This window comes from Solidesulfovibrio carbinoliphilus subsp. oakridgensis (genome assembly GCF_000177215.2).
Lineage (GTDB): Bacteria > Desulfobacterota > Desulfovibrionia > Desulfovibrionales > Desulfovibrionaceae > Solidesulfovibrio > Solidesulfovibrio carbinoliphilus.
In genome coordinates, this window is the sequence record NZ_CM001368.1 from 3,726,834 (window position 1) to 3,751,002 (window position 24,169).

18 protein-coding genes are annotated in these 24,169 nt (G+C 68.8%); 12 read left to right on the forward strand and 6 right to left on the reverse strand.

Translation table 11 applies throughout. The features are described from left to right. Positions 1-10 precede the first annotated feature (10 nt). Positions 11-2,980, reverse strand: coding sequence for a PD-(D/E)XK nuclease family protein (locus DFW101_RS16345; protein ID WP_009182625.1), 2,970 nt, complete (start codon positions 2,978-2,980; stop codon positions 11-13). Next, positions 2,977-6,165, reverse strand: coding sequence for a UvrD-helicase domain-containing protein (locus DFW101_RS16350; protein ID WP_009182626.1), 3,189 nt, complete (start codon positions 6,163-6,165; stop codon positions 2,977-2,979). Before DFW101_RS16350 ends, DFW101_RS16345 begins: the two co-directional genes overlap by 4 nt. A 330-nt stretch (positions 6,166-6,495) precedes the next feature. Between DFW101_RS16350 and cpaB the strand changes: the two genes are divergently transcribed. From cpaB to DFW101_RS16390, 8 genes are all read left to right on the forward strand, one after another. Further along, on the forward strand, positions 6,496-7,398 hold the full coding sequence (gene cpaB, locus DFW101_RS16355) for a Flp pilus assembly protein CpaB (protein WP_009182627.1): 903 nt from the start codon (positions 6,496-6,498) through the stop codon (positions 7,396-7,398). After that, the gene (locus DFW101_RS16360) at positions 7,385-8,968 is read left to right on the forward strand and encodes a type II and III secretion system protein family protein (RefSeq protein ID WP_009182628.1); all 1,584 of its coding nucleotides are present in this window, start codon (positions 7,385-7,387) and stop codon (positions 8,966-8,968) included. The genes cpaB and DFW101_RS16360 overlap by 14 nt, the downstream gene beginning before the upstream one ends. Before the next feature lie 59 nt (positions 8,969-9,027). Continuing rightward, the gene (locus DFW101_RS16365) at positions 9,028-9,294 is read left to right on the forward strand and encodes a hypothetical protein (RefSeq protein ID WP_043643470.1); all 267 of its coding nucleotides are present in this window, start codon (positions 9,028-9,030) and stop codon (positions 9,292-9,294) included. A 22-nt stretch (positions 9,295-9,316) separates the two neighbouring features. After that, the gene (locus DFW101_RS16370) at positions 9,317-10,486 is read left to right on the forward strand and encodes a CpaE/TadZ family protein (RefSeq protein WP_009182630.1); all 1,170 of its coding nucleotides are present in this window, start codon (positions 9,317-9,319) and stop codon (positions 10,484-10,486) included. A gap of 256 nt (positions 10,487-10,742) precedes the next feature. Then, a complete protein-coding gene (locus tag DFW101_RS16375) occupies positions 10,743-12,113 on the forward strand; it encodes a TadA family conjugal transfer-associated ATPase (protein WP_009182631.1) in 1,371 nt (456 codons plus the stop codon). Between the two features lie 61 nt (positions 12,114-12,174). Beyond that, positions 12,175-13,158 (forward strand): type II secretion system F family protein, encoded by a 984-nt coding sequence (locus tag DFW101_RS16380; RefSeq protein WP_009182632.1) that lies wholly within the window; start codon positions 12,175-12,177, stop codon positions 13,156-13,158. Positions 13,159-13,270: 112 nt separating this feature from the next. Beyond that, positions 13,271-14,224 carry a type II secretion system F family protein gene (locus DFW101_RS16385; protein ID WP_009182633.1) on the forward strand — a complete coding sequence of 318 codons (954 nt, stop codon included), beginning with the start codon at positions 13,271-13,273 and terminating at the stop codon, positions 14,222-14,224. 85 nt (positions 14,225-14,309) lie between these two features. Then, positions 14,310-14,684 carry a hypothetical protein gene (locus DFW101_RS16390; protein WP_009182634.1) on the forward strand — a complete coding sequence of 125 codons (375 nt, stop codon included), beginning with the start codon at positions 14,310-14,312 and terminating at the stop codon, positions 14,682-14,684. 147 nt (positions 14,685-14,831) lie between these two features. Here DFW101_RS16390 and DFW101_RS16395 read toward each other — a convergent pair whose 3' ends face one another. The 4 genes from DFW101_RS16395 to DFW101_RS16410 all read right to left on the reverse strand — a co-directional run bounded on the left by DFW101_RS16395 (position 14,832) and on the right by DFW101_RS16410 (position 17,524). Continuing rightward, positions 14,832-15,158 carry a hypothetical protein gene (locus tag DFW101_RS16395; RefSeq protein WP_009182635.1) on the reverse strand — a complete coding sequence of 109 codons (327 nt, stop codon included), beginning with the start codon at positions 15,156-15,158 and terminating at the stop codon, positions 14,832-14,834. A gap of 71 nt (positions 15,159-15,229) precedes the next feature. Next, entirely contained in the window at positions 15,230-15,682 is a 453-nt protein-coding gene (locus DFW101_RS16400) for a TadE/TadG family type IV pilus assembly protein (protein WP_009182636.1), read from the reverse strand. A 14-nt stretch (positions 15,683-15,696) separates the two neighbouring features. Then, a complete protein-coding gene (locus DFW101_RS16405) occupies positions 15,697-17,160 on the reverse strand; it encodes a pilus assembly protein TadG-related protein (RefSeq protein ID WP_419187167.1) in 1,464 nt (487 codons plus the stop codon). Then, positions 17,084-17,524, reverse strand: coding sequence for a TadE/TadG family type IV pilus assembly protein (locus DFW101_RS16410; RefSeq protein WP_009182638.1), 441 nt, complete (start codon positions 17,522-17,524; stop codon positions 17,084-17,086). The genes DFW101_RS16405 and DFW101_RS16410 overlap by 77 nt, the downstream gene beginning before the upstream one ends. 330 nt (positions 17,525-17,854) lie before the next feature. On the opposite strand from DFW101_RS16410, the gene DFW101_RS20205 reads away from it, so the two are divergent. From DFW101_RS20205 to DFW101_RS16435, 4 genes are all read left to right on the forward strand, one after another. Beyond that, positions 17,855-19,084 (forward strand): tetratricopeptide repeat protein, encoded by a 1,230-nt coding sequence (locus DFW101_RS20205; protein ID WP_268743546.1) that lies wholly within the window; start codon positions 17,855-17,857, stop codon positions 19,082-19,084. Positions 19,085-19,249: 165 nt separating this feature from the next. Continuing rightward, on the forward strand, positions 19,250-21,424 hold the full coding sequence (locus DFW101_RS16420; RefSeq protein WP_009182640.1) for a hybrid sensor histidine kinase/response regulator: 2,175 nt from the start codon (positions 19,250-19,252) through the stop codon (positions 21,422-21,424). Between the two features lie 281 nt (positions 21,425-21,705). After that, positions 21,706-23,280, forward strand: coding sequence for an ATP-binding protein (locus DFW101_RS16430; protein WP_009182642.1), 1,575 nt, complete (start codon positions 21,706-21,708; stop codon positions 23,278-23,280). Positions 23,281-23,357: 77 nt separating this feature from the next. Next, positions 23,358-24,053, forward strand: coding sequence for a lytic transglycosylase domain-containing protein (locus DFW101_RS16435; RefSeq protein WP_009182643.1), 696 nt, complete (start codon positions 23,358-23,360; stop codon positions 24,051-24,053). Positions 24,054-24,169 lie beyond the last annotated feature (116 nt).

A 24,169-nucleotide genomic window follows, 5' to 3' on the forward strand; every position in this document is an offset into this window, starting at 1 on the left:
TCTCCTTTCCCTATCGACACACCGCGCCGCAGGCCGGGCGGAAGTCGCAGTAGGGACAGCGGCGGTCGTCGGGGCGGGGGGGGAAGGCCTGGGCCGTGGCCAGGTGGCGCAGGAGGAAGGCCAGCAGATCCGGGGTCTGGCGCACGATGGCGTCCTCGCGGCCGGCCGGGTCCAGGCGCGGGCCGAAGAGCGGCTTTTCCGCGCCCGCGTCGCGCAGCTCCACGAAAGCGGCGTCGGCCGGGGTCTCGCCTTTGGACGCGGCGTAGAGCCAGCAATAGAGCGGCAGCTGGACGCTGCCGATGCGCCGGGCCGCTTCCTCGAACAGGCCCGGATCGTCGGCCGGCCCGCGCCAGCGGGCGATGCGGCTCCAGAACCCTTCGTCGCCCCAGACGGCGACGGGCAGGGAGGGGACCGAGCCGGTCTTGTAGTCGAGGATGACGAGCCCCTCCTCGCGGCGGTCGAGACGGTCGGCCCGGCCGGCCAGCAGATAGGTCCGGCCGGCGGTTTCGAGGCTGGCGCCGAGTTCGGTTTCCAGCGCCAGGGGGGTGGTGCGCGGCATGGAGGCGGCCATGTGCATGAGCCGGGTCCGGCCGGCCCGCAGGAGCAGGAGCTGGCCGTCGGGCGGCAGGGCCTGGCAGGCCGGGCTCTGCCGCATCCGGGTTTCGTAGAGGTCGGCCAGGGCGGCGGCGTTTATGTCGGCCGCGTCGATATCCCGGCCGAGGGAGGCCGCGAAAAACTCCCGCAACACTTCGTGGACCACCTCGCCCACGGCCGCCCGGTCGCCTTCCTCGGCCACCTCGGCCAGGGGGGCCAGCGGCGAGAGGTAGCGGTAGAAAAACCGGAGCGGACAGGCGAGGTAGGTGTCGAAAAAGGTGGCCGAGAGCTTTTTGGTGGAGAGGTAGCTGTCGAGCCGTTCGGCCACGGCCGGGGACCGGGGCAGGGAGGCGTCGGCCGGGGGGATGGGGCAAAGGGGCAGGGTGATGAGCGACACCGGCGGCTCGCCCGGGGTCAGCACCCGGCCGAGGCGTTTTTCCTCCTCCCACAGAAGCTGCTCCACGTACCGGCTGCGCACGGGCTTGCTGTCCTCGAAGAGCCCGGCCCCGGGGGCCCCGGTCCGGTAGAAGACGGTTATTTCCTCGGCCCCGAAAAAGAGGCGATAGATGTTGTAGGCCGCGACCAGGTCGCGCTCCCGGGAATCGGGCAGGGCCAAAAGGCGGCGCAGGGTGTCCGGCAGCAGCGGCTCGTAGGGGGCCGAGCCCGGGAGCTTGTCCTCCACGGCGTCGAGGACGAAGACCCGGCGGAAGGAGAGGAGCCGGGTTTCGAGGACGCCCATGACCTGCAGGCCCGTCAACGGCTCGGCCTCGAAAGGCACGCGCTCGTCGGCCAGAAGACGCCGCAGGAGGGCGAAGAGCGTGGCCTGGGGCAGGACCGCGTCGGCCAGCCGGCCGCTGGTCAGGGCCGGGACCACGCCTGTGGCCAGCCGAAAGAGGCATTCGGCGTCGATCAGAAACCGCTCCCAGGCGTCGCCGGCATGGTCCGGGTCGAGGAGCAGCTCGCACAGCCCGGCCAGGGCGTTGCCGAGTGTCCGGGGCGTGTCCACGTCCGAAAAGCCCGTCAGGCAGGTGTGAAGGACCTGGCGGCACAGGGCCAGGGCCTCCGGATCGGGCGGCCCGTCCTCGCCCCCGATTTCCAGGGCCAGGGGATCGGCAAAGGCCCCGCCCTGGCGGAGTCCCGCCTCCAGGGTGTGAAAGAGGGCCCGCAAGGGCTCCTCCTCGCCGACGCGCAGCATCTTCAGGTAGGGGTGGCGCAGGAGGGCGACCAGGGTGCGCCAGTGGTAGCGGCCCGAGGCCAGCCGCGTCTCCTGGAGGGCCAGGATGGTTTCGAGGAGCCGGGCCAGGGATGAGCGGGCCAGGGGATAGCCCATGGAGATGTTCACGTCCTTTCGGGGCAGGATGTGGAGCACCGGGGACAGCAGGCCCGTGTCCGGCAGGACGATGGCCGTGTCTTCCAGGTCCTCGGCCTCGGCCAGACAGGTCTCCAGGGCTTTGAGTTGGGCGTGGAGGTCGTGGCCCTCGAAAAAGCGCAGCCGTTTGGAGGACAGGTTGGCGGTGGTGGCGTCGAGCATCAACGTCGGCCGGTCCGGGTCGCCCTTTTGCCGGCTGCGCCGCCGGCGGCCGCCCTGGAGGACCACGGCCCGGGCGTTCCAGTCCCCGAGCCAGCGTTTCTGCTCCAGGCAGGCGAAGTGGACCCGGCCGCCGGGATCGGCCAGGGCCGGGTCGCCGTGCCAGAGCATCTCCAGGCTGCCGCTGCGCCACAGGGCCTTGAAAAGGGCCTTTTCCGCGCCCGAGAGGACCGAGAAGCCGCAGGCGAAGACCCGGCGGCCGGCCAGGCGCTCGACCGCCACCTGGGCCTTCCCGGCGGCCAGGGACAGGCACAGGCCGGGCGTGGCCAGGCCCTCGGCCAGGAGGCGTTCTCGGTAGCGGGCGTGGATGGCCCCCAGGCGCGAGAGCAGGGCCGCGGCCGGCGGCAGGACCTGCCCTTCCAGGTAGTCCAGGTCCTTGCCCGGGATGTTGTGGCGGAAAAGCGCCTCCATGAGCTCGGCCAGTTCCAGGCCCCAGGGGAAAAACCGCGTCATGTCCAGGGGGAATTCCCCGGTCGCCTCGGCCTCGGGCGCGATCTCGCGCACGATGTCGTGGAGGAGCGACACCCGGTCGAGGACGTCGAGCATGACCGGCGGCGTCGGGGCGAGCGACGCGCCAAGGCTCGTCGCCCAGTCGCCGACGGCCGTTATCTCGGGCAAAAGGAGCGGTTTGGGCAGGCCCGGCATGGCGGCCAGCCGGTCGCACAAATGGCGGGCGGCCCGGCGCAGGGGGAAGATGACCAGGGTGTCCTGGAAATCGCCGCCGGTCTCGGCCACGAGGCGGTCGGCCACGCCGGCAAAGAACTCTTCGGTCCAGGGAATGACGCCCACGGGTTTCATGAACGGGCCTCCACGGGACGGCACTCCCGTCGGTCGAGGTAGACGAGGTGGCCGGCCGCCGGCAGGGCGGCCCGGCCGGGCAGGCGACGGGCCAGGTCGAGGTAGCGGGCCACCTGGGCGACGTGTTCCGGCTGGGCGTGGCCGGTCTTGAAGTCGATGACCACGGTTTCGGCCGGGCCGCAGAACAGGAGGTCCGGCCGCAGGCGCTCGCCGTCGTCGGTCAGAAGCTCGCGCTCGCAAAAGCCGGCGGCCAGGGCCTCCCGGCACTGGGGCAGCCCGGCCAGCCACACGAGCATGTCCGTGAATTCCCGGGTGAGACTGGACCGCAGGCCGGCGTCCAGGCGCTCGCCGCCAAGGGCCGTCAGCACGGCCCGGCGGGCGTCCGGTTCCGGGGCGGCCGGGTCGAACCCGGCCCGGGCGAAGCCCTCGGCCGCCAGGTGGGCCAGCTCGCCGCGCCGCTTTTCGGAAAAGCGCAGGGAGTCGCGGATGTCCCGGGCCACGTTGCGGTAGACCTTGAGGCGCGGCAGCCAGGCCATGGGCGGGCTGACGGCCTCGGCCCCGCCGGCCGGGGGCGGAAGCGGGGCGGCGCAGGCCCGGGGCGGCGGCGGGGGCAGGTCCGGCAGGTCGCCGAGGCGGATGGGCTCGCCGTCGGCCGGGTCCTGGCCGAAAGCGGCGAAAAGGAGGGCCAGGGCCTTGGGCAGGGGATAGCGGGCGTCCTCCCGGAGCTTGCCGTGGCCGGGCACGAAGGCGTGGAGCTCCACCTCGGGCCGGGTCCAGGCCACGTAGAGGAGGTGGACCTGCTCGGCCAGCTCATGGGCCCGGCGGCGGGCGTGGTCGGGCCCGAGTCCCGGCAGGTCCGGGGCCAGGACCTCGCCTTCCTCCAGGGTGGCGGTCACCAGCGGCGCTTCGCCGGTGCGGCCGGAGAAGTGGTGGAAGGGCACGACCACGGCCGGAAACTGCAGGCCCTTGGCCTTGTGCATGGTCAGGACGCGCACGGCCTCGACGTTTTCGGGCTGGGGCACCTTCTCGTCGTCCCCGAGCTCCCGCCAGAAATCGAGAAAGGCGGAAATGGACGTCCGGCCCCGGCTCTCGGCCAGATGGGCGATTTCGAGAAACCGGCGCAGGAAGGCCTCGTCCCCGGGCCGGCGCGTGAGCAGGCCGTAGCCGGTCACGATCTCGCGCAAAAGGTCATAGGGCGCGGCCAGCCCGGTCTGGCGCAGGTAGGGCCGGATGAACCGGGTCCAGGCCTCGGGCCAGCGGTCCCGGAAGGCCAGGGACAGGGAGCCCCGCCGGGGCAGGCGGCACAGCCACTCGGCAAGCTCGGTGCGGGAAATGCCCGAGAGGTCGCCGAAAAGCTCCTGCCCGGAGACAAAGGCCCAAAAGGACAGGCTGTCCGGCGGGTAGTCCAAAAAGGCCAGCATGGCGGCCAACTGGCGGATGAGCGGATGGTCGGCCAGCCGGAGGCTGTTTTCGGTCACAACCGGCATGCCGGCCTCGATCAGCCAGGTGGCCACCCGGGCGGCCTGCGGATTGGACCGGGTGAGGACGGCCACCCCGGCCGGGCCGTGGCGGGGCAAGAGCTCGGTCCGCAGGAGCCGGACCAGGGCCTCCCGGGCGGCGGCGTCGTATTCGCCCGACGAGGCGGCCGGCAGGGCCGTCACGCGCACGTGCCCGGCCGGGCCGGACCGGTCCGGGGGCAGGGACTGGGACGCGTCGGCAAAGGCCCGGGACAGCATGCCGGCAAGCTCGGGCACGGCCGCCTGGAGCTGGGGGCCAAGGAGGGCGGCGGCCACCTCCCGGGCCTTGGCCGGATCGGCCAGGGGGGCGAAAAAGCGGTTGTTGGCGGCGACCACCTCGGGCGCGCTTCGCCAGTTGACGGGCAGGGTCTGGCGGATGACCTCGGCGATGCGGGACAACTCGGCATCGGCCGGGGCGGCGTCGAAAAGGGCCGCGTCGCCGCCCCGCCAGCCGTAGATGGCCTGCTTGACGTCCCCGACCAGATAGAGGCTGCCGCCCCGGGCCAGACACTCGACGGAAAGCAGGCGCAGCACGTCCCACTGGGTGCGCGAGGTGTCCTGGAACTCGTCGATCAGGATGTGGGCCAGTCCGGCCCCGAGCCGGCACCAGGCGTCCGGCACGCCGAAATCGCCGGACAGCCGGCCGGCCACCAGCCGCGGCCACTGGGAATGGGGCAGGACGCGCATCTGGGTCAGGTAGGCCGGAAAATCCTCGCCGATGCGGGCGGCCAGGGCTCCGAACGGGGCCAGGCCCATGGCCGCCCGCAGGACCGGCAGCTCCCGGCCGCAGACGGCGTGGGCCTCGCGCAGGCTGTCGTAGAGCCGTTCCAGGTCCTCTCCGGCCATGTCCCGGCAGCCCTTCAGCAGACAGTCGGCCAGGCAGGCCTTGTCGGCAAAGGCCGAGCGGGGCGGGGCGTCTGTCTGGTCCGCGTCGCGGCACTTGCGCAAAAAGGCGAGGAAATTGGCGTGGGCCTTGGCCCCGGCCGCGTCCAGGGCGGCGAGCATGGCTCCGGCGGCGTTGGAAAGGCCGCCAAGGCGCCGTTCGAGCCCCAGGCGCAGGGCGTCGGCGTCGGCCGCATGGCCGAGCGGTTCGACCAGGAGGCGCCCGGCCACGGCCATGAGCCGCTCCCGGAACCGGTCCATGGGCAGAAAGCCGGTCACGCCCTGGAGCAGGGCGGCCTGGGCCTCGCCGAAGAGGCGGGACAGGGCCGGGTCCTCGGGCAGGCTGGCGGCCAGCCGATCGTAGAGGTCGGCGAGGATGGCCGAGTCGTCGAAGGCCGGCTCGAAGTCCGGACGCAGGCCGAGTTCCAGGGCGAAGGCCCGGGCCAGGAGGAAGAGGAGGCTGTCGATGGTGCGGATGTTCAGGCGCTCGGCGTGGATGAGCAGTTCTTCCAGTTCGTCGCGGGCCTTGGCCCTTGAGGCCGGGTCCGTGCCGCCAAGGCCAAGGGCCATGGTTTTCAAGCGGTGAAAGACCCGCTCGCGCATCTCGGCCGCGGCCTTGTTGGTGAAGGTCACGGCCATGATCTCGGGCAGGGCGTAGCCGGCCTCCAGGCTGTCGGCGCAGATGCGCGGCAGGTTGCCCTTGGTGCCAAGGGCCAACGCGATGAAACGTTCGGTCAGGGCATGGGTCTTGCCCGAGCCGGCCGAGGCCTTGACCTGGATCAGCATGATAATGCTCCTTGGAGCGTGGCAGTGTCCGCCAAAGCTATCCTCATGCCCCTGCCCCGGCAATCCCCCGGCCGGGAAGGCCGGTCGCCGGGCGGGGCGGCCGGAGGCGCCGGGCGGTGTGTTATTTTATGGCAGGCTTTTTGCTTGGTAACGCCTGCCCAGGTGTCTTTCCAGGCGGCGCGCAGGAGGATTCCCGCCGGCCGGCCGGGGCGGCGCGCCCGGGGCCGCCCCGGGGGAGCGCTGGCAGCGTCGGCCGGAACATAAGATGGAACAGCGTTTAACAAAGTCAAATGAACGTGGGCCGCGAGACGGGCCGAGGCGGAGAGGCCGATGAAGTCCAAGGCGATACCCCATATGATCCTGGCCGTGATCCTGGCGCTGGTGGCCGGGGTGCTGACCATCCGGTGGCTGGGGTCGGTGCGCGGCACCGGCGAGCCGGGCAAGCCCGCGGCCGAGACGAAAAAGATCGAGGTCCTGGTGGCCGCCCGGCCCCTGGCCAAGGGCGCGCGCCTGGACACCACCATGGTGCGCCTGAAGCCCTACGACCCCGAGGCCGCGCCCCTCGGGGCCATGCGGGACGCCTCGGAGGTCGTCGGCCGGGTGACGGCCCGGGAGATCTCCCAGGACGATCCCATCACCCCGGACAAGCTCCTGCCCAAGGGCGCGGCCGGCGGCGGCCTCGACGCCTCGGTGGAGCCCGGCAAGCGGGCCCTCACCGTCAAGGGCACCAAGGTCATGGGGTCCGGCGGGCTCATCACCCCGGGCTGCCGGGTGGACGTCCTGTCGACCTACAACCAGCCCGGCAAGGCCGACGAGAAAGTCACCAAGGTCATCCTGGAAAACATTCCGGTCCTGACCACCGGCACCGAGCGGGAGGTGCGGGTCGGCCAGGACGGCCGCGAGGAGCTGGCCAACACGGATTTCTTCACGCTCATGGTCACGCCCGAGGAGGCCGAGCGGCTGGCCCTGGCCTCGGACCTCGGCAACATGCACCTGGCCCTTCGAAAGCCCGGGGACGACGACGTGGTGGCCACCGCCGGCGCGGACGTGGCCAGAAGCCTCGACGCCTACGCCCTGGCCCCGACCCTGCCCCCGGCCGTGGCCGAAAGCGAACCCGCGCCGGCCGATGCCGGCTACAGCGTGGAGATCATCCGGGGCACCGAGCGCGAGCGGATCAAGCTCGACAGCCTGGGCGTCATGCCGGCCGAGGAGAAAAAACATGCGAACCCGTAAATCCTTCGGCCTGGGAACGCGCCTTCTGGCCTGGGTGCTGGTGGCCGGCCTGGCCTCGACGGGCTACGCCGCGCCGGCGGTCGTCGCGCCCGTGGCCGTGCGGTCGACGCCGAAACTCAGCCTGACCATCGGCAAGTCCGTGATCCTGCAAAGCGACGCGGACGTGTCCCGGGTCTCGGTGGCCCAGCCCGAGATCGCGGACTTCGTGCTGCTTTCGCCGCGCCAGGTCTACGTCACCGGCCGGGCCCCGGGCGTGACCAACCTGACCCTGTGGGACAAGGGCGACAAGATCCGCGCGGTCTACGACCTGGACGTGGCCCCGGACATCACCCGGCTCAAGAAAATGCTCCACGACGTGCTGCCCGGCGAACCCGGCATCGAGGTCCGGGCCAGCCAGGACGCCATCGCCCTGGCCGGCACGGTCCGCGACGCCGAGAACATGAAAAAGGCCCTGACCCTGGCCGAGGTCTATGCCCCCAAGAAGGTGGTCAACCTCATGGCCGTCGGCGGCGTGCAGCAGGTCATGCTCGAAGTGCGGGTGGCCGAGATGTCCAAGAGCGTGCTCAACCGCATGGGCATCAACCTGAACGCCATCGGCGACGGCAACTTCGCCTACACGCTGATCGGCGGCCTGACGTCCGTGGCCGGCAGCATGTTCAACATGGACGCCACCCAGAACGTCTACCAGTACATCACCATGACGGCCAAGGGCGCCGACGGCAACACGTCCTTCGACTCCTCCCCCATCCAGCTTTCCTACCGGGAGTTCAACCAGCCGAGCAACCGGGCCACGGCCACCATGAACCAGGGCACGGCCGTGGCCCGCTGGAACACCAACTGGGGCGGCGCCGGCAACACCGCCATGACGGCCGTCCTCGACGTGCTCAAGGAAAACGGGCTGGTCAAGATCCTGGCCGAGCCCAACCTGGTCTGCTTAAACGGCCAGACCGCCGACTTTCTGGCCGGCGGCCAGATCCCGGTGCCCGTGCCCTCGGGCCTTGGCACCACCAGCATCGAGTGGAAGGATTTCGGCGTGGGCCTCAAATTCACCCCGACCATCGTCGGCGGCGACCGCATCAACCTGCAGGTCCACCCCGAAGTGTCGGACCTCGACTACGCCCACGCCATCCAGCTCCAGGGTTCGACCATCCCGGCCATCAACACCCGGCGCACCTCCACCACCGTCGAGCTCAAAAACGGCCAGACCTTCGCCGTGGCCGGCATGCTCAAGGAAGAGGCCCGCAGCACCTTCGACAAGTACCCCGTGGTCGGCGACATCCCGATCCTCGGCAACCTGTTTAAAAGCTCGCAGTTCCAGAAGGACCAGACCGAGCTCGTCATCCTCATCACGGCCCACCTGGCCAAGCCGCTGGACAAGAAGGCCGTTTCCCTGCCCACGGATTCGGCCCACGAACCCGACGACCTGGAGTTTTTCCTCGGCATCCGCCGGGACGGCGGGCAGGCGACCCCGGCCGCCGGGCCCCTGGCCGTCAGCGGCGCGGCCCTCGACGGCGACTTCGGCCACGCCGTGCCCCAGGTGGCGACCGTTCGCGGCCGGAGCGAGGAATGAGGTCCCGGGACAACGCCCGCACCGCCGCCGGCCGCCCGCCGGCCGGACAGGAGGCTTCCATGAAGCGCGTTTGCTGGCTCCCCGCCCTGGCCCTGGCCGGGCTCCTGGCCGGCTGCCAGGCCGAGAAGGACACCAGTTGGGACTACGGCCGGTCGTTTCACGCCGTTTTCGAGAACCAGAAGCTCGATCCCTGCGCCGGTGACGGCAGTCCGGTGGTCGGCATGCCCGGGGAGAAGGCCGCCCTGGCCTATGACCGGTACGAAAAGGCCGAGCCGCCCAAGGAAGAGAATCCAGGCGGCTCGATCCTCCAATTCACCAGCAAGTAGCGGCCGCGCGGGAGGAGGGGGCATGCGGGACAAGTTGACGGTGTTCCTGGATATGGAGGCGTCGCCGGCGCGGCTGGTGTTCGAGGAGTGCCTGTCCGAGGACGGGGACTTCGAGGTTCTTGGCGACGGCGAGGAGTTCGCGGACCTGCTCGTGCGCGAACTCGACGCGGCGGGCGGCGAGGAGGAACTCGAGGCCGTGGCCGAGATCGTGGCCCGGCGCGGGGACCGGGAGGTCTTTCTGACCGCCGGGGCCTACGACACCGAGATCCTCATGCGGCTCATGCGTCAGGGCGTGCGCGAATTTTTCCCCCAGCCGGTCAGCCACGAGGAAGTGCGCATGGCCCTTTGGCGCTTAAAAGCCCGCCGGGAAAGCCGGCTTGGGCCGCGCGGCAGCAAGCAGGGCCGCATCGTGAACGTCTTCGGGGCCAAGGGCGGGGTCGGCACCACCACGCTGGCCGTCAACCTGGCCGCCGCCTGCCTGACCCACAAGCCCGGGGCCACCGTCGCCCTCATGGACATGAACCTGCCCTTCGGCGAGGCCCAGCTCTTTTTGGACATCGCGCCCAAGTACCACTGGGGCGAGGTCCTCGGAAACATCAGCCGGCTCGACGCCACCTATCTCATGAGCGTCATGTCGCGCCACGCCTCGGGGCTTTACCTCCTCGCCCCGCCAAGCCGCCTCGACGACCTGCAGATGGCCACCCCCGAAAACATCTCCAGGCTTCTTGACCTCATGCGCCAGGTCTTCGACACGGTGGTCATCGACCTCGGCATGTACCTGGACGAGATCACGCTCAAAGTCATGGACATCTCCGACGCCATCGTGCTCGTCGGCGTCCAGAACCTGGCCTGTCTGGCCAACGTCCGGCGCTTTCTCGACAACATCCGCCACGCCGAGGCCGGGCTCGACGAGAAACTCAAGATCGTGGTCAACCGCCACCTCGACGAAAGCGACCTGGTGGTGGAAGACATGGAAAAGGCCCTGGCCCTGCCGGTCTTCTGGCGGGTGCCAAACGACTACAAGACCACGCTGTCGGCCATCAACCAGGGCAAGACGCTCCTTGAAACCGCGCCCAAGGCCCCGGTCACCCGGTCCATAAGCGACCTGGCCCGGGCCCTGGCCCCGGCCCCAGACCCGGAGCGAAAAAAAGGCCTCTTTGGCCTGAAGCTCCTTTCCGGCCGCAAGGGGTGAGAAGATATGAAGATGCCTCCGGCGGCCGGGGGGGATCATCCCCCCCGGACCCCCTGGACGGAAGAAGGGAAGGGGGGTGTTGTGATGGTGGTTGGGGTATTGTAGTTTCAGGGCTGCAAGAATCAGATTGCCTGTAGGACAGACAGCCGCGCTCCCCTTTCGGGGGGTCCGGGGGGCATGATGCCCCCCGGCGGAGAGGTCCAGGAGAGGTGGCGCCTCTCCTGGCCGCCGGAGGCATAAAAGGAGCGACCTTCCTATGGAACGCGGCCGGCCGCCTTTGATGCGCCAGATGCAACGCCCCGGGGCTCCCGTCGAGAAGGAGCGCAAGGATCCGGGCGTGGCCCTGGACGAGTATTACGAGATCAAGACCCGCATCCACGACCGGCTGATCGACCTGATCGACCTTTCGCTCCTGGACACCATGGACGGCGCGTCGCTGGGGGCCGAGATCGGGAAGCTCGTGGAGCGGCTTTTGCGCGACGAGTTCAGCCAGACCCCGCTCAACCAGGTGGAGCGGGAGCGGCTCATCAGCGAAGTCAAGGACGAGATGCTCGGGCTTGGACCGCTGGAGCCGTTCTTGAAGGACCAGACCATAAATGACATCCTGGTCAACTCCTTCCGGCAGATCTACGTGGAACGGTCGGGCAAGCTGGTCTTGACCGAGTCGCGCTTCAAGGACAACGAGCACTTAAAAAAGATCATCGACCGCATCGTGTCCAAGGTCGGCCGGCGGGTGGACGAGTCCTCGCCCATGGTCGACGCCAGGCTCCCGGACGGCTCGCGCGTCAACGCCATCATCCCGCCCCTGGCCATTGACGGGCCCGCCCTGTCCATCCGGAAATTCGCCAAGGACAAGCTGACCATCGAGGACCTGATCCATTTTCGGGCCATGACCCGGGACATTGCCGACGTGCTCCAGGGCATTGTCCTGGCCCGGCTCAATATTCTTATTTCCGGCGGCACGGGCACGGGCAAGACCACCATGCTCAACTGCCTCTCGGGGTTCATTCCCCACGACGAGCGCATCGTGACCGTGGAGGACGCGGCCGAACTCCAGCTCAAGCAGGACCACGTGGTCAGGCTCGAATCCCGGCCGCCCAACATCGAGGGCCGGGGCGAGGTCACCCAGCGCGACCTGGTCAGAAACTGCCTGCGCATGCGCCCGGACCGGATCATCGTCGGCGAGGTGCGCGGCGCCGAGGCCCTCGACATGCTCCAGGCCATGAACACCGGCCACGACGGATCCCTGGCCACGCTCCACGCCAACACTCCCCGCGACGCCCTCATGCGTCTGGAAACGCTCGTCGCCATGGCCGGGCTCGCCATTTCGCCCCTGTCCCTCAAGCGCTACATCGCCTCGGCCGTGGACGTCATCATCCAGATCTCGCGCTTTTCCGACGGCAGCAGGAAGCTCGTCAGCTTCCAGGAGCTGACCGGCATGGAAGGCGAGGTCATCACCATGCAGGAGATTTTCGCCTTCGAGCAACGGGGGATGGCGGCCGACGGCAAGGTCAAGGGCGTGTTCATGGCCCGGGGCATCCGGCCGAAGTTCGCGGCCAGGTTCGAGGCCAAGGGCATCCGCGTGCCAGACGGCATCTTCGATCCGCGCAACGTGGTCGAGAGCTGAAGCCGGACGGAGGCAACGACCATGCAACTGCGCCAGTCCGCCGCACCGTAAGGGGAACGCCATGTCCGACGGACTGCCGAACATCCTGTCCCTGGCCTTGCTGCTGTCCCTGGTCTACCTCTTCGTGGCCGTGGTCCTGGTCATCCGGCGGCTGACCGACACCAGCGGCAAGGAAATGGCCCGGCGTCTCGAACAGTTGGCCCAGGGCAAGGGCCTTGGCGCGGATTTCGCCGGCGACATCGTCAAAAAGCACGAGATGAGCGGCCTGCGCTGGCTCGACGTGTTCCTGTCGCGCCAGGCCTGGAGCCGGCGCATGGACCGGATGCTCGACCAGGCCGACATCGAGGCGCCTCTCGGCCTTTTCGTGCTCCTGTCCCTGGTCTTCGGCGTCACGGGCTACGTGGCCGCCTCCCTCTACCTCGGCAATTTCCTGGCCCGGGTGGCCATCGGATTCGCGCTCGGGGTCCTGCCGTTCAAGTGGATCGCCATGCGAAAGGCCAAGCGCATGGCCGCTTTTGAAACCCAGTTGCCCGAGGCCCTGGAGCTGGTGGGTCGGGCCTTGAAGGCCGGGCACACCTTTTCGAGCGGCATGGGCATGGTGGTCAGCGAATTTGCCGAGCCCATCCGGGGCGAGTTCCAAAAGACCATGGAAGAGGTCAACTTCGGCATGGGCGTGACCGTCGCCCTCGACAACCTGATGGAGCGGGTGGACTGCCCGGACCTCAACTTCTTCGTCATCTCGGTCAAGATCCAGAACGAGACCGGCGGCAACCTGGCCGAGATCGTGGAGAACATCGCCTGGCTCATCCGCGAGCGCATAAAGCTCAAGGGCCGCATCCGGGTGCTCTCGGCCGAGGGCCGCATGGCGGCCTGGGTTTTGTGCCTGCTGCCGTTTTTCGTGTGCGGGGCCGTGCAGATGTTAAACCCCGGCTACCTGAACCTGCTTTTCACCGAAGCCCTTGGCCGGTTCTTCCTCTATCTGGTGGCCGGGCTCATGACCCTCGGCGTCCTGGTCATCCGCAAGATGGTCCGGATCGATGTCTAGTGTGGCGTCCAGAGAAAAAGTGGATACGTTGTAATGCATAAGTCGATAAGTATTTTTTCTTGAGTAAATACCGGCGTGTTTTTCAAGGGTTCCAACACGAGGAGGACCGGCCATGCTCCTGTTCGCCATAACGCTTTGCGTCGCGGCCAGCGTCGGGCTTTTCGCCTACGCGGTCGGCGCCATGCGGGAGGAGCGCCGCCGCCGGCGGGAATTCGCCGTCCGGGCCATGGCCGTGCTCCATCCCGCCGGCGGGCCGGGCGGGGAGGCCCTTGGCCGGCCGGGTCTGGTCGGCTGGCTGATCGGGCTGGGCCAGGGGCTGGCCACCCGGTTCGGCGAGGCCGTCAAGCCCAAGGAGGCCAAAGAGCTTTCCAAGACGCGGGCAAACCTTGTCCACGCGGGCTTTCGCCAGCCCGGGGCGGTGGAGATCTACTGGGGCATCAAGGCCGGGGCCGGGCTGGTCGGGCTGGTGGTCGGCGCGCTTTTGGCCCTGTCCGGCCGGCTACCCGGCCAGTACAAGATGTTCGTGGCCCTGGCCTGCGTGGCCGGCGGCTTCTACCTGCCGGGCCTTCTCCTCGACGCCCGGGTGAAAAAGCGGCAAAAGGCCATCCAGCGCGGTCTGCCCGATGCCCTGGACCTGCTCGTCGTCTGCGTGGAGGCCGGCATGGGGCTTGACGCCGCCATCTACCGGGTCTGCGTCGAAATGGCCTCCAAGGAGCCGGTTTTAAGTTCCGAGCTGCGGCTGCTGACGCTGGAGCTGCGGGCCGGCAAGTCCCGGCGCGAGGCCCTTAAAAACCTGTCGTCCCGCATCGGCCTCGAGGACATGGGGAGCCTTGTGGCCATGCTGATCCAGACCGACATGTTCGGCACCTCCATCGCCCAGACCCTTCGCGTCTACGCCGACTCCATGCGGACCAAACGGTTCCAGCTGGCCGAGGAGCTGGCGGCCAAGCTGCCGGTCAAGCTTCTTTTCCCGCTCATTTTCTTTATCTTTCCGACGCTTCTGATCGTGATCCTGGGGCCGGCCGTCATAAGCCTCATGAAGATGTTCGGGGGGATAGCCCATTGAGCCGGTGGAAACGCCGCAGCCGGTCGGCCGCGGCGTGCCGGGCGAACGCAGCGCACGGCGCGGACGCGCCGGGGAGGGGAAGGGCATGGCCGCTGCCGGCGAGGTGATGCGCTCCGTCAGGGAGACCCAGTCTGGCGTGCGCGAGGCCCTGGATTCCTTTTCGGGCGGGGCGGCCTCGGCCGGGAAGGCGGCCTCGGGGCTGTCGGATTTCTTCCACAGGCCGGAAAACCTGCTGGCCTTGGCCGTGTGCGTCATGGCCGTGGCCGGCCTCTATTCGCTGTTGCGTTCGGAAAACATCATCCCCTCGGCCAGGACCCAGGCGGGAAGCCTCTTTGGCACCTTCCTGGCCCGGCGCCTGGCCCTCCGCGTCATCTTCTTCCTCGTGGTCGCCGCCTTCGGCCTGGCCCTGGCCACGGGCCGGCTGGCCGGCCTGGCCGAGATCTTCCGAAACTTCTTCTAGTGTCGCGTCCCGGACGCACCAAGGTCCCTGGGCATGGCGGACGGCGTCCGCCATGCCCAGGGACCTTGTCGCGTGAAACGGGCGGCGCACCCGCCTTGTCCCCACACCCGTTCGGGCGTCCTGGCGCCCCTCCTGTCCGGCCGGGAGCTACTCTCGATAGGGCCGGTATTGCAGGAGGATCTTGTCCGTCACGGTCTGGCGCAGGGCGGCGATGTCGCTGTCGCTGGCCATGGTTTCGCTGGCGGCCAGGGCGTCGGCCGCGTTCTCGAAGCCCGCGTCCCGGGCCGCGGCGTCGAACTTGGCGTCCCAGACGTCGGGCTGGTCCCGGGAGGTGGCGACGTAGTCGCCGGCGCTGACCAGGGCGAGGTAGGATTGGTAGAATTTGACGAGGTTGTCCTTGGTCGTGGCGGCTCCGGCCGTTCCGGCCCAAAGGAGCAGGACGAGACAGACGGGGGCCAGGCGGATTTTCTTCATGACGGGTTCCTTCGCCGCGATCCGGCCGGACCGGCCTGGGCCGGGCTGGATCGTTAGGCCGGGTTGCGTGTTCACCAGGGCTCGGAGGCCCTTTTGGCCGAGGCCGTAAGGACCAGGTTGTCGAAAAACGGCTGCATCATGGGAGTGACCGCCTTGTAGGTGTAGCTGAGCCTGACCTCGAAAGGGGTGCAGGGCGTCACCTTGCAGGTGGTGGTCGTGGCCGGGCTCAAGGTCAGGACGGGCGGGACCGCGCCCTGGCTGCCGGTCTGGGTGACGGCGGGGAGCAGGCCCTCCTGGTCCATGTACTGCTCGGCCGAGTCCTTCGTGGTCTGGTGCGTGGCCGCGTCCCGGGCGATGGCGGTCACGGCGCTGTCCAGGGTGATCTGGATGCGCAGGATGTTGGCGATCTCGATGATGCCGAAAAGCATCATGAGGAGCACCGGCAGCACGAGGGCCAGTTCCACGGCCGTGGAACCCGTTTCGGCCCTTGCCCGGGCCTGGGTGCTGCGAGGTGTCGATGCCATGGCCTTGGTCCCTTCTACGGCGTGCCGGTGGTGGCTTCCTTCTTGGTCATGAGCCGCTGGCCGAGCTGCTGCCCGATCTTCTTGAACATGTCCTGGATGCCGGTGCTCGACGGCGCGTCGTAGTAGTGGTCCGTGGTGCCGGGCTTGGACGAGGCGATCTTCTGCATGAGGCTCTTGTCCGTGGCGTCGGAAGCGCCAAAGCGCACGGAGAAGATCTCCACCGGGTAGTTGAGGTCGTTTTTGGCGGCATCGGCCTCGTCGAGCACGAACTGGTTGAGCTTGCCGCCGTCCTTGCAGTCCGGGATCTGGGCCAGGGTGGCCGTGGCCGTGGACAGGGTGGCGTAGGGCGAGGTGGCGGTGTCGGGCTTGAGCCCCTGGCCGAAGTAGGCGTTGGTCCAGTAGGTGTTGACGGTCTTGGAGGCCGAGGCGAAGTTCCCGCCGCAGCGGCCGTCCTCGGTGTCGCCGTCGGTCAGGACGATCATGATCTTGCGCACCTTCTTGTCCGTGCTGCCCTCGACATAGGGCGCCTCGGGCGAGAGCACCTTGCGTCCCCACTTGATGCCCTCGGAAATGAGCGTGCCCGAGGTGACGGCCCCGGCGTTTATGGCCTCGATGTTGTTGAGGATGGTGTTCTTGTCCGAGGACAGGGCCCGGATCGGGGACATGCCGGAGCAGGTCTTGTCCGTGAAGGTGCTGACCCCGCTTAACGTGTAGCCGTAGAAGATGTTGGTACTGGTCGCGGTCCGACTGTATTCGACCTTGAGCTTGCCGGTGTTGAGGGTGCCGTCGGCGTTGCGGCAACCCGGGCCCACACCGTCGGGGTTGCGCTCGGCCGTGACCGGGTCGCTGCCGTCGATGCGGACCTTGCCCTGGAAGGGGACGAGCCCGATCTTCGACCGGGTCGAGGACGTCGAGGCCGGCATGATCAGGTTGACCAGGTCCCTGGCCGCGTCCTTGGCGCTGTCGATGGGCGAGCCCTTCATGCTGCCGGTGCTGTCGAGGACCAGGACCAGCTCGATGTCGTTGTACCCGGCGCAGGCCTCGGCCGTGACCGTGGTGTCCCCGATGCCGATGACCTTGGTGAGCGTCATGTCCACGTTGGCCTTTGCGTCCACGCACACGCTGCGCGTCGCGCCGCCGGAGGTGACCTGGATGTCCGTGGCGTCGGGATCGTTCAGGGCCAGGTTGGCCGTCACCGCGGCCTTGACCTTGCCGTTGGTGACGTCCGGGTCGTCGGGCAACTGGAGGCTGCCGGCCAGGGCGGCCGCGTCCACGGCGTTTTGCAGCTGGTTGTGGGCCACGTAGACGCGGCTTAGGTCCACGGCCACGCCGGCCGCGGCCATGGTGCCGACCAGGGCCGCGGCGATGATGACGCTCGACGCCCCCTGGGCGTTGCCGCCCTCAGTTGGCGGCCGGCAGGGCCATGACGGTCTTTGACGACAGTGTGAGCGGAGTCGAGCCCATAATATTGAAAGGATTCGGGTTCCCTTGCGCGTCGCTGGCGTTGGCGAAATAGGGCTTGAAGGCATGTTCCACCTGCACGGTTACGTTGTTTTGGCTGTCGCGGGGGGTGATGTTCACGGTCGGCGCCTCGCCGTCCACGGTCGATGTGCCGTCGGCCTTCTGGAAAAGGCTCTGGACGTAGTCGTTCACGCCGCTGGTGTCGCCGTTTTGGCGCGCCAGCATCCGCGCGCCCTCCATGGAGGCGTTTTGCAGCTGGGAATACTCGGTCAGGGCCTTGGTCGCCTCGACCAGCACCAGGAGCAGGGGAACGAGGAGCAGCATGCCGATGGCCATTTCCACGGCGGCGATGCCTCGTTGGTCGGATAAAAAGGACTTCATGGCGCTTTTCTCGGGCGTTGCGTCAGCCGCAACTTTTTTCGATTTTTTCCCGGGGACTTGGAAGAATCATGCCAGGCGGACGGCGTTGGCTTCTTCCTGGCCCTCTCTTTGGAATCGTTTTTATTCCAGGCGGTTGGCGGCGACCGTTGCGGCCGGGTCCGACCCCGGCCGGTCCGTGGTCCACGAATCATGGACAGGCCCGTCAAAAGGGGCGCTTTGGCGTCCCCTGGGCGGCCGCGCAATCCACAAACCCTGGACGCCGGCCGGCCGGGGGCCGTGTTTACCCTCCCCGCCGGCTCTGCTATGTTCGCCGGGCGCAAGGGGGGGCCGGTGAAAGGATGTTTGCGGGCGGCGGTTGCCGCATTGGCATTGGCCGTTTGTCTGGCCGGACTGGCCGGCTGCGGCGGGTCCCGGGGCCGGGTCAAGTCCGATCCGGCCGGCAAGACCGGGGCGGCCGCCGTGGCCGCCGGCGACGCGGCCCTGGCGGCCGGGGACAGGAACGAAGCGGCGCGCCAGTATATCGCGGCCTTCAAATCCGGCGCCGATCCGGCCACGGTCCACACCCGCCTGGGCGACCTGTCCCTTGGCGGCGGCGATTTCGCCCAGGCCAGGCTGGCCTACCAGCAGGCGCTCAAGGCCAACCCCAAATCCGCGGCCGCCCTGCAGGGGCTCGGCTTCGCCCTCTATCTCGGCGGGGCCAGGGAGCCGGCGGCCGAGGCCCTGGCCCAGGCCCTGGACCGCGACCCGTCGCTGGCCCGGGCCGCCGCCCTGCTCGGGACCATCGAGAACCGGGAGGGCCGGCCCGAGGCCGCCCTGGCCGTGTACGACAAGTTTCTCGCCGTGGCCTTTGATCCGGACGTGGAAAACAACCGGGGCATCTCGCTCATGCTCCTTGGGCGCCCCGAGGACGCGGCCGCCGCCTTCCGCCGGGCCGGGGCCGCCAAAAAGTCCCCCAAGATCGCCAACAACCTGGGGCTCGCCCTGTGCCGGCTTGGCCGGTACGACGAGGCGTATGCCGTCTTTGCCGCAGCGGCCACGGAGTCGGCCGCGCTCAACAACGTCGGCGTGTGCTACATGGAGGCGGGAAACAAGGCCAAGGCCCAGGAATATCTGGAGCGGGCCATCGCTTCCAACCCGCGCTTCTATCCCCTGGCCCACGACAACCTGACCCGCCTGTCCACCATGGAAGAGGTCAACCTGCCGGCTCCGGCCGCGCTCCAGCCGGAACTGCCGAAGCCGGCCCCGACTCCGGCGGCTTCGCAACCGGCCCCGGCCACTCCGGTTGCCCCGGCCCCCGGTCCGGCCGCTGCGGTTCAAGCCCCGGCCGCCTCGACTTCCGTACCGGCGACAGCGCCCCCGGCCGCGCCGGCCACGGCCCCCGTGGCCCCAACGTCGGCCCCGGCGCCCCGTGCCCCGGGCACCCCGGTGCCGTTCCAGCCGGCCCCGGCGCAACCGGCGCCGGCCGCGGCCGCCAAGCCCGGGCCGGCCAAGGCGAAATCCGCCGCGCCGGCCCGGATTCCCTCGGCTTCCGATCGTTCCGACCGGTCCGAAATGCCCTAGGGTGGCGTGGGCTAAAAAATATGTTGTTATTTTTTAGAAAAAATAATTATTTTAATATGTTGTTCTCGAAATTCGCAGGCACGAATTTCGAGAACGCGACACGAGGCCGGTCCACGGCCGCCGCCGCGCCGTAGACCGGGCCGCAACAGGACAAGGGGAAGCGCCATGGCGGCACCCGCCGCGACAATCGCGCCCATGCGCCTTCTGGTGGCCGACGACGAGCCGCGCATCCTCGATCTTTTCACCGAGATCCTGGCCCCGCAGGACGATTTTTTCGACGGCCTCGACGGCCTTGGCGGCCTTGGCGGCCTGGACGGCGCAGCCGCCGCGTCCAAGGAAGCCCGGTTCGAACTGACGCTGTGCCGCCAGGGCGAGGAGGCCGTGGCCGCCGTGGCCGAGGCCGGCCGCGAACACCGGCCCTTTGCCGCCGCCTTCCTCGACGTCCGCATGCCGCCCGGGCGCGGCGGACTGGTCGCGGCCGAGGCGATCCGGGCCATGGACCCCTGGATCCAGATCGTGGTGGTCACGGCCTTCACCGACATCGATCCGGCCACCATCGCCAGCCGGGTGCCGCCGGCCGACAAGCTCCTCTATATCCAAAAGCCCTTCCATCCCCAGGAAATCCGCCAGTTCGCCACCTCGCTTGGCGCCAAGTGGCGGGCCGAGCGCGATTTCCAGGCCCTCAAAAACCGCCTCGAAACCAGGGTCTCGGAGCGGACCGCGGCGCTTGCCAGCGCCAACCGCCGGCTGACCCGGGAGATGGAGGAACGCGAGCGGGTCACCAAACTCATCGTCGCGGCCAAGCGCGAGTGGGAGGGCACCTTCGATTCGGTCCAGGACATGGTCGTGGTCATCGACCGCCAGTGCAAGGTCCGCCGTCTGAATCTGGCCATGGCCCACCGCCTGGGCCTGCCGCCCAAGGACGTGGTCGGCCGGGAGTGCTCGTTTCTCTTCGACCTGCCGGACCGCCCCGGCGAACGCTCGGACGAGATCCTGGCCATGACCGACGGCCGCTACCATTCCCGGGAAATTTCCATCCCCAGGCTTCGCGGCGAATTTTTGATCACCGCCTCGCCGCTCACCCACGCCGACGACGCGCCGCTCGGCACGGTCTTCGTGGCCCACGACGTCACGGAGCGCAAAAACCTGGAGATGCGGCTGCGCCAGAGCCAGAAAATGGAGGCCATCGGCACGCTGGCCGGCGGCATCGCCCACGATTTCAACAACATCCTCGGCATCATCATGGGCTTTGCCGAGATGATCGAGGCCGAGGCCGAACAGGACGGCAGCCTTGCCCGCCGGGTGGACCACATCCTGTCGGCCTGCCGCCGGGCCAGGGACCTGGTGCTCCAGATCCTGACGTTCAGCCGCCAAAACGACCAGGAGGCCACGCCGCTCCATGTCGGGCCGCTGGTCAAGGAAACCCTCAAACTCATCCGGGCCACCGTGCCCAACACCATCGCCCTGGTGGAATCCATCCGCCCCGGCCGCGACACCATCCTGGCCGAGCCCACCCAGATCCAGCAGATCCTCATGAACCTGTGCGCCAATGCGGCCCACGCCATGCGCGAGACCGGCGGCGTGCTCGAAGTGGGGCTGGAGGAGGCGCCCGCCGGCCTGTGTCCCATTCCCGGCGAGGCCAATCCCGGCGAGTGCCTGCGCCTTTGGGTCCGCGACACCGGCCCGGGCATCGGCCCGGACATCCTGGAGCGGGTTTTCGATCCCTTTTTCACTACCAAAAAGCCCGGCGAAGGCACGGGCATGGGCCTGTCCGTGGCCCACGGCGTGGTCCGCAAGTATCACGGCGACATCAAGGTCAAAAGCGACCCCGGCCAGGGCGCGCTCTTCGACGTCTACCTGCCCCTGGCCCAGGACGCCGGCAAGGCGGCCACGGTCCCCGAACCGCGTCCCGCCATGGGCCGGGGACGCGTTCTCCTCGTGGACGACGAGGAGGCGTTGGCCGAGATCGGCCGGGAACTGATCGAATCCCTTGGCTACCGGGCCCGGGCCGAAACAGATCCCCGGCAGGCCCTGGCCGCCATCCGCGACGATCCCGCCGCCTTCGACCTCCTGATCACCGACCAGAACATGCCCGGCATGACCGGCGCGGACCTGGCCCGGGAAGTCCTGGCCGTCTGCCCCGGCCTGCCTGTCCTCATGCTCACCGGCTTCAGCGAGACCATGAGCAAGGAAGGCGCCAGGGGCATCGGCATCCGCGACCTGCTCCTGAAACCCATCTTGCGTCGCGACCTGGCCGCCGCCATCGAGGCGGCGCTCCGCGAAGGCGGTGCGGGCGGGGGCGGGGACGGGGGGATGCCTCCGGCGGCCGGGAGGGGATGATCCCCTCCCGGACCCTCCCCAACGGGGTGGGCGGGAGCCTTGGCGGCAACGTCGGGCGGCGGGGCATCGACGTCTGTTGGCGCAATCGGGCCGGCGACACTGGCCGCAAATCCGGAAAGCCACGCCGGCCCGATTGCGCCAACATGGTGCGCCGGCGGCGAAGCGCCGCAAGGAAGAAATGAAACGCGGACGGCCGCAGGTTAAACACCAGAAACAACCCCCGATTTATCCAGGGGGTCCGGGGGGATGATCCCCCCCCGGCCGCCGGAGGCATCTTCCTCATGTTTGAACGTAATCCCATCGGCTACGTAGCGTCCGTGGAGGGCGCGGAGGTGACGGTGGTGCTCACCGCCGGGGCGGCCGGGGCGGCCGGGGTCGGCGACATGGTGGTGATCCCGTCCGAGCGGTCCATGGTCTTTGGGCTGGTGCAGGCGCTTTTGACGGAAGCGGGGCAGGGAGGCGAGGGACGGCATGTGGCGCGGCTGGCGCTTCTGGGCGAGAGCCTTGGGCCCGAGACCGACGAGTTCGTGTTCCAGCGGGGCGTGTCGGTCAGCCCCCGGCTCGGGGCGGTGGTGCGGCAGGCGGTGACCGAGGATCTGTCGCGCATCTACGCCAAGCCGGCCAAATCGAGCGTGCGGATCGGGGCTCTGCACCAGGACGCGGCCGTGCCGGCCTACATGGTGGTGGACGATTTTCTGGGCAAGCACTTCGCGGTCCTCGGCACCACCGGTTCGGGCAAGTCCTGCACCGTGGCCGTGCTCCTGCGGTCCGTGCTCTCGGCCCACGCCAACGGGCATATCGTGCTGCTCGACCCCCACGACGAGTACGCCCATGCCTTTGGCGACCTGGCCGAGTCGGTCTCGCCGGACAACCTGGTCCTGCCGTACTGGCTCTTGGATTTCGAGGAGATGGCGCAGGTCTTTTGCAGCGGCGAGCAGCCCTACCGGGAGGTGGAGGCCAATATCCTAAAGGACTGCGTGGTGGCGGCCAAGGCCGAGTTCCTGCGCGGCCTTGGCGCGGACGACGGGGCCCTCACCATCGACACGCCGGTCCCCTACCGGCTGGCCCGGGTGATCGAGCTCTTGAAGGTCGGCATGGGCCGGCTGGACAAGCCCGAGAACTCCGTGCCCTACCTGCGCCTGACCGCCCGGATGGACGCCCTGCGCCGGGACCGGCGGTTCGGCTTCATGTTCGGCCAACTGACCGTCGAGGACAGCATGGCCGGGGTTTTGGCCCGGTATCTGCGCCTGCCGGCCGATGGCCGGCCGCTGACCATCTTCAACCTGGCCGGGGTGCCGGCCGAGATCGTGGACGTGGTGGTTTCGGTCCTGTGCCGGCTGATCTTCGATTTCGCGCTCTGGACCGAGCGGGGGCGCGGCGTGCCGGTCCTGCTCGTGTGCGAGGAGGCGCACCGCTACGTGCCGCGCGATTCGGCCGCCGCCTTTGCCCCGACCCGCCGGGCCCTCTCGCGCATCGCCAAGGAGGGCCGCAAGTACGGCGTGTCCTTGGGGCTCGTGACCCAGCGGCCGTCGGAGATTTCCGAAACCGTGCTGTCCCAGGTCAATACGCTCGTTTCCCTGCGCATGAGCAACGAGCAGGACCAGCTTTTCGTGCGCCGGGCCATGCCGGAGAACGCGGCCGGGCTCCTGGCCGCCCTGCCGGCGCTTCGCACCCAGGAGGCGGTGGTGGTCGGCGAGGGCGTGCCGGTGCCCATGCGCATCCGGCTGCGCGATCTCGGCGACAATGAGCGGCCGCGAAGCGACACGGCGCGGTTTTCCGACGTCTGGGCCACGCCGTGTAACGACAAGGGGTTCATTGCCGACACCATCGATCGATGGCGCCGGCAGGTTCGTTGACCCTTTCTTGTCAAGCCTTGACGAACCGGGTACGGGGTTTAGGTAAGTGAGCGCCATAGCGCGAAGGAGCCTTGCGCATGCATGTTTCATTTCCGGCCGCCGCCTTGTTCGTGGGCGTGCTGGCCGGATCGGCCCTGGCCGCCGGGCCGAAAATCGTTTCCAGTCCCATGCCGTCAACGGAAATCCACGGGGTGACCCTGCCCGATCCCGTGGCCGCGGCCAAACGGGACGCCTCGCTGCACCAGGCCGGGTACAAGTTCGCCGACAAAAAGGCCGTGGGCTGCCGCTATCCGGCCGTGATCGAGGACGGGAAGCTGATTCGGCTGGTCAACAGCTACAGCCGCAAAAACGGCCTCGACCCGAGGCTGGTCTACGCGCTCATCGAACAGGAGTCGCGGTTTAACGCCTGCGCCGTCTCGCCCAAGGGGGCGCAGGGGCTCATGCAGATCATGCCCGACACCCAGAAGCTTTTGGGCCTGACCGAGCCCTTCGACCCCGAGCGCAACATCGCGGCCGGCACCAAGTATTTGAAAGCCATGCTCGACCAGTTCCAGACCGAGGTCCAGGCCCTGGCCGCCTACAACGCCGGTCCCGGGGCCGTGGCCAAGCACGGCGGCGTGCCGCCCTACGACGAGACCAAGGATTACGTGCTCAAGGTCGTGGACCGCTATTTCTTCCTGCGCCTGCGCTACCCGGCCGAGGGCATCGGCGTCATCCACCAGAAGCTGGCCGCCAGCGAGGAGCCGCGCCCGGCCGCCATGGAGAAGCCATGAGCCATGACGCCATCGATCCCACGTGCGTAGTGCCCCAGGTCCGGCCCAAAGCGGCCCGGGCGGCCGGCCAGGCCGAGGCCGTGCCGGCCGCCCCGGGCCGGCTTTCCAGAGGCTGA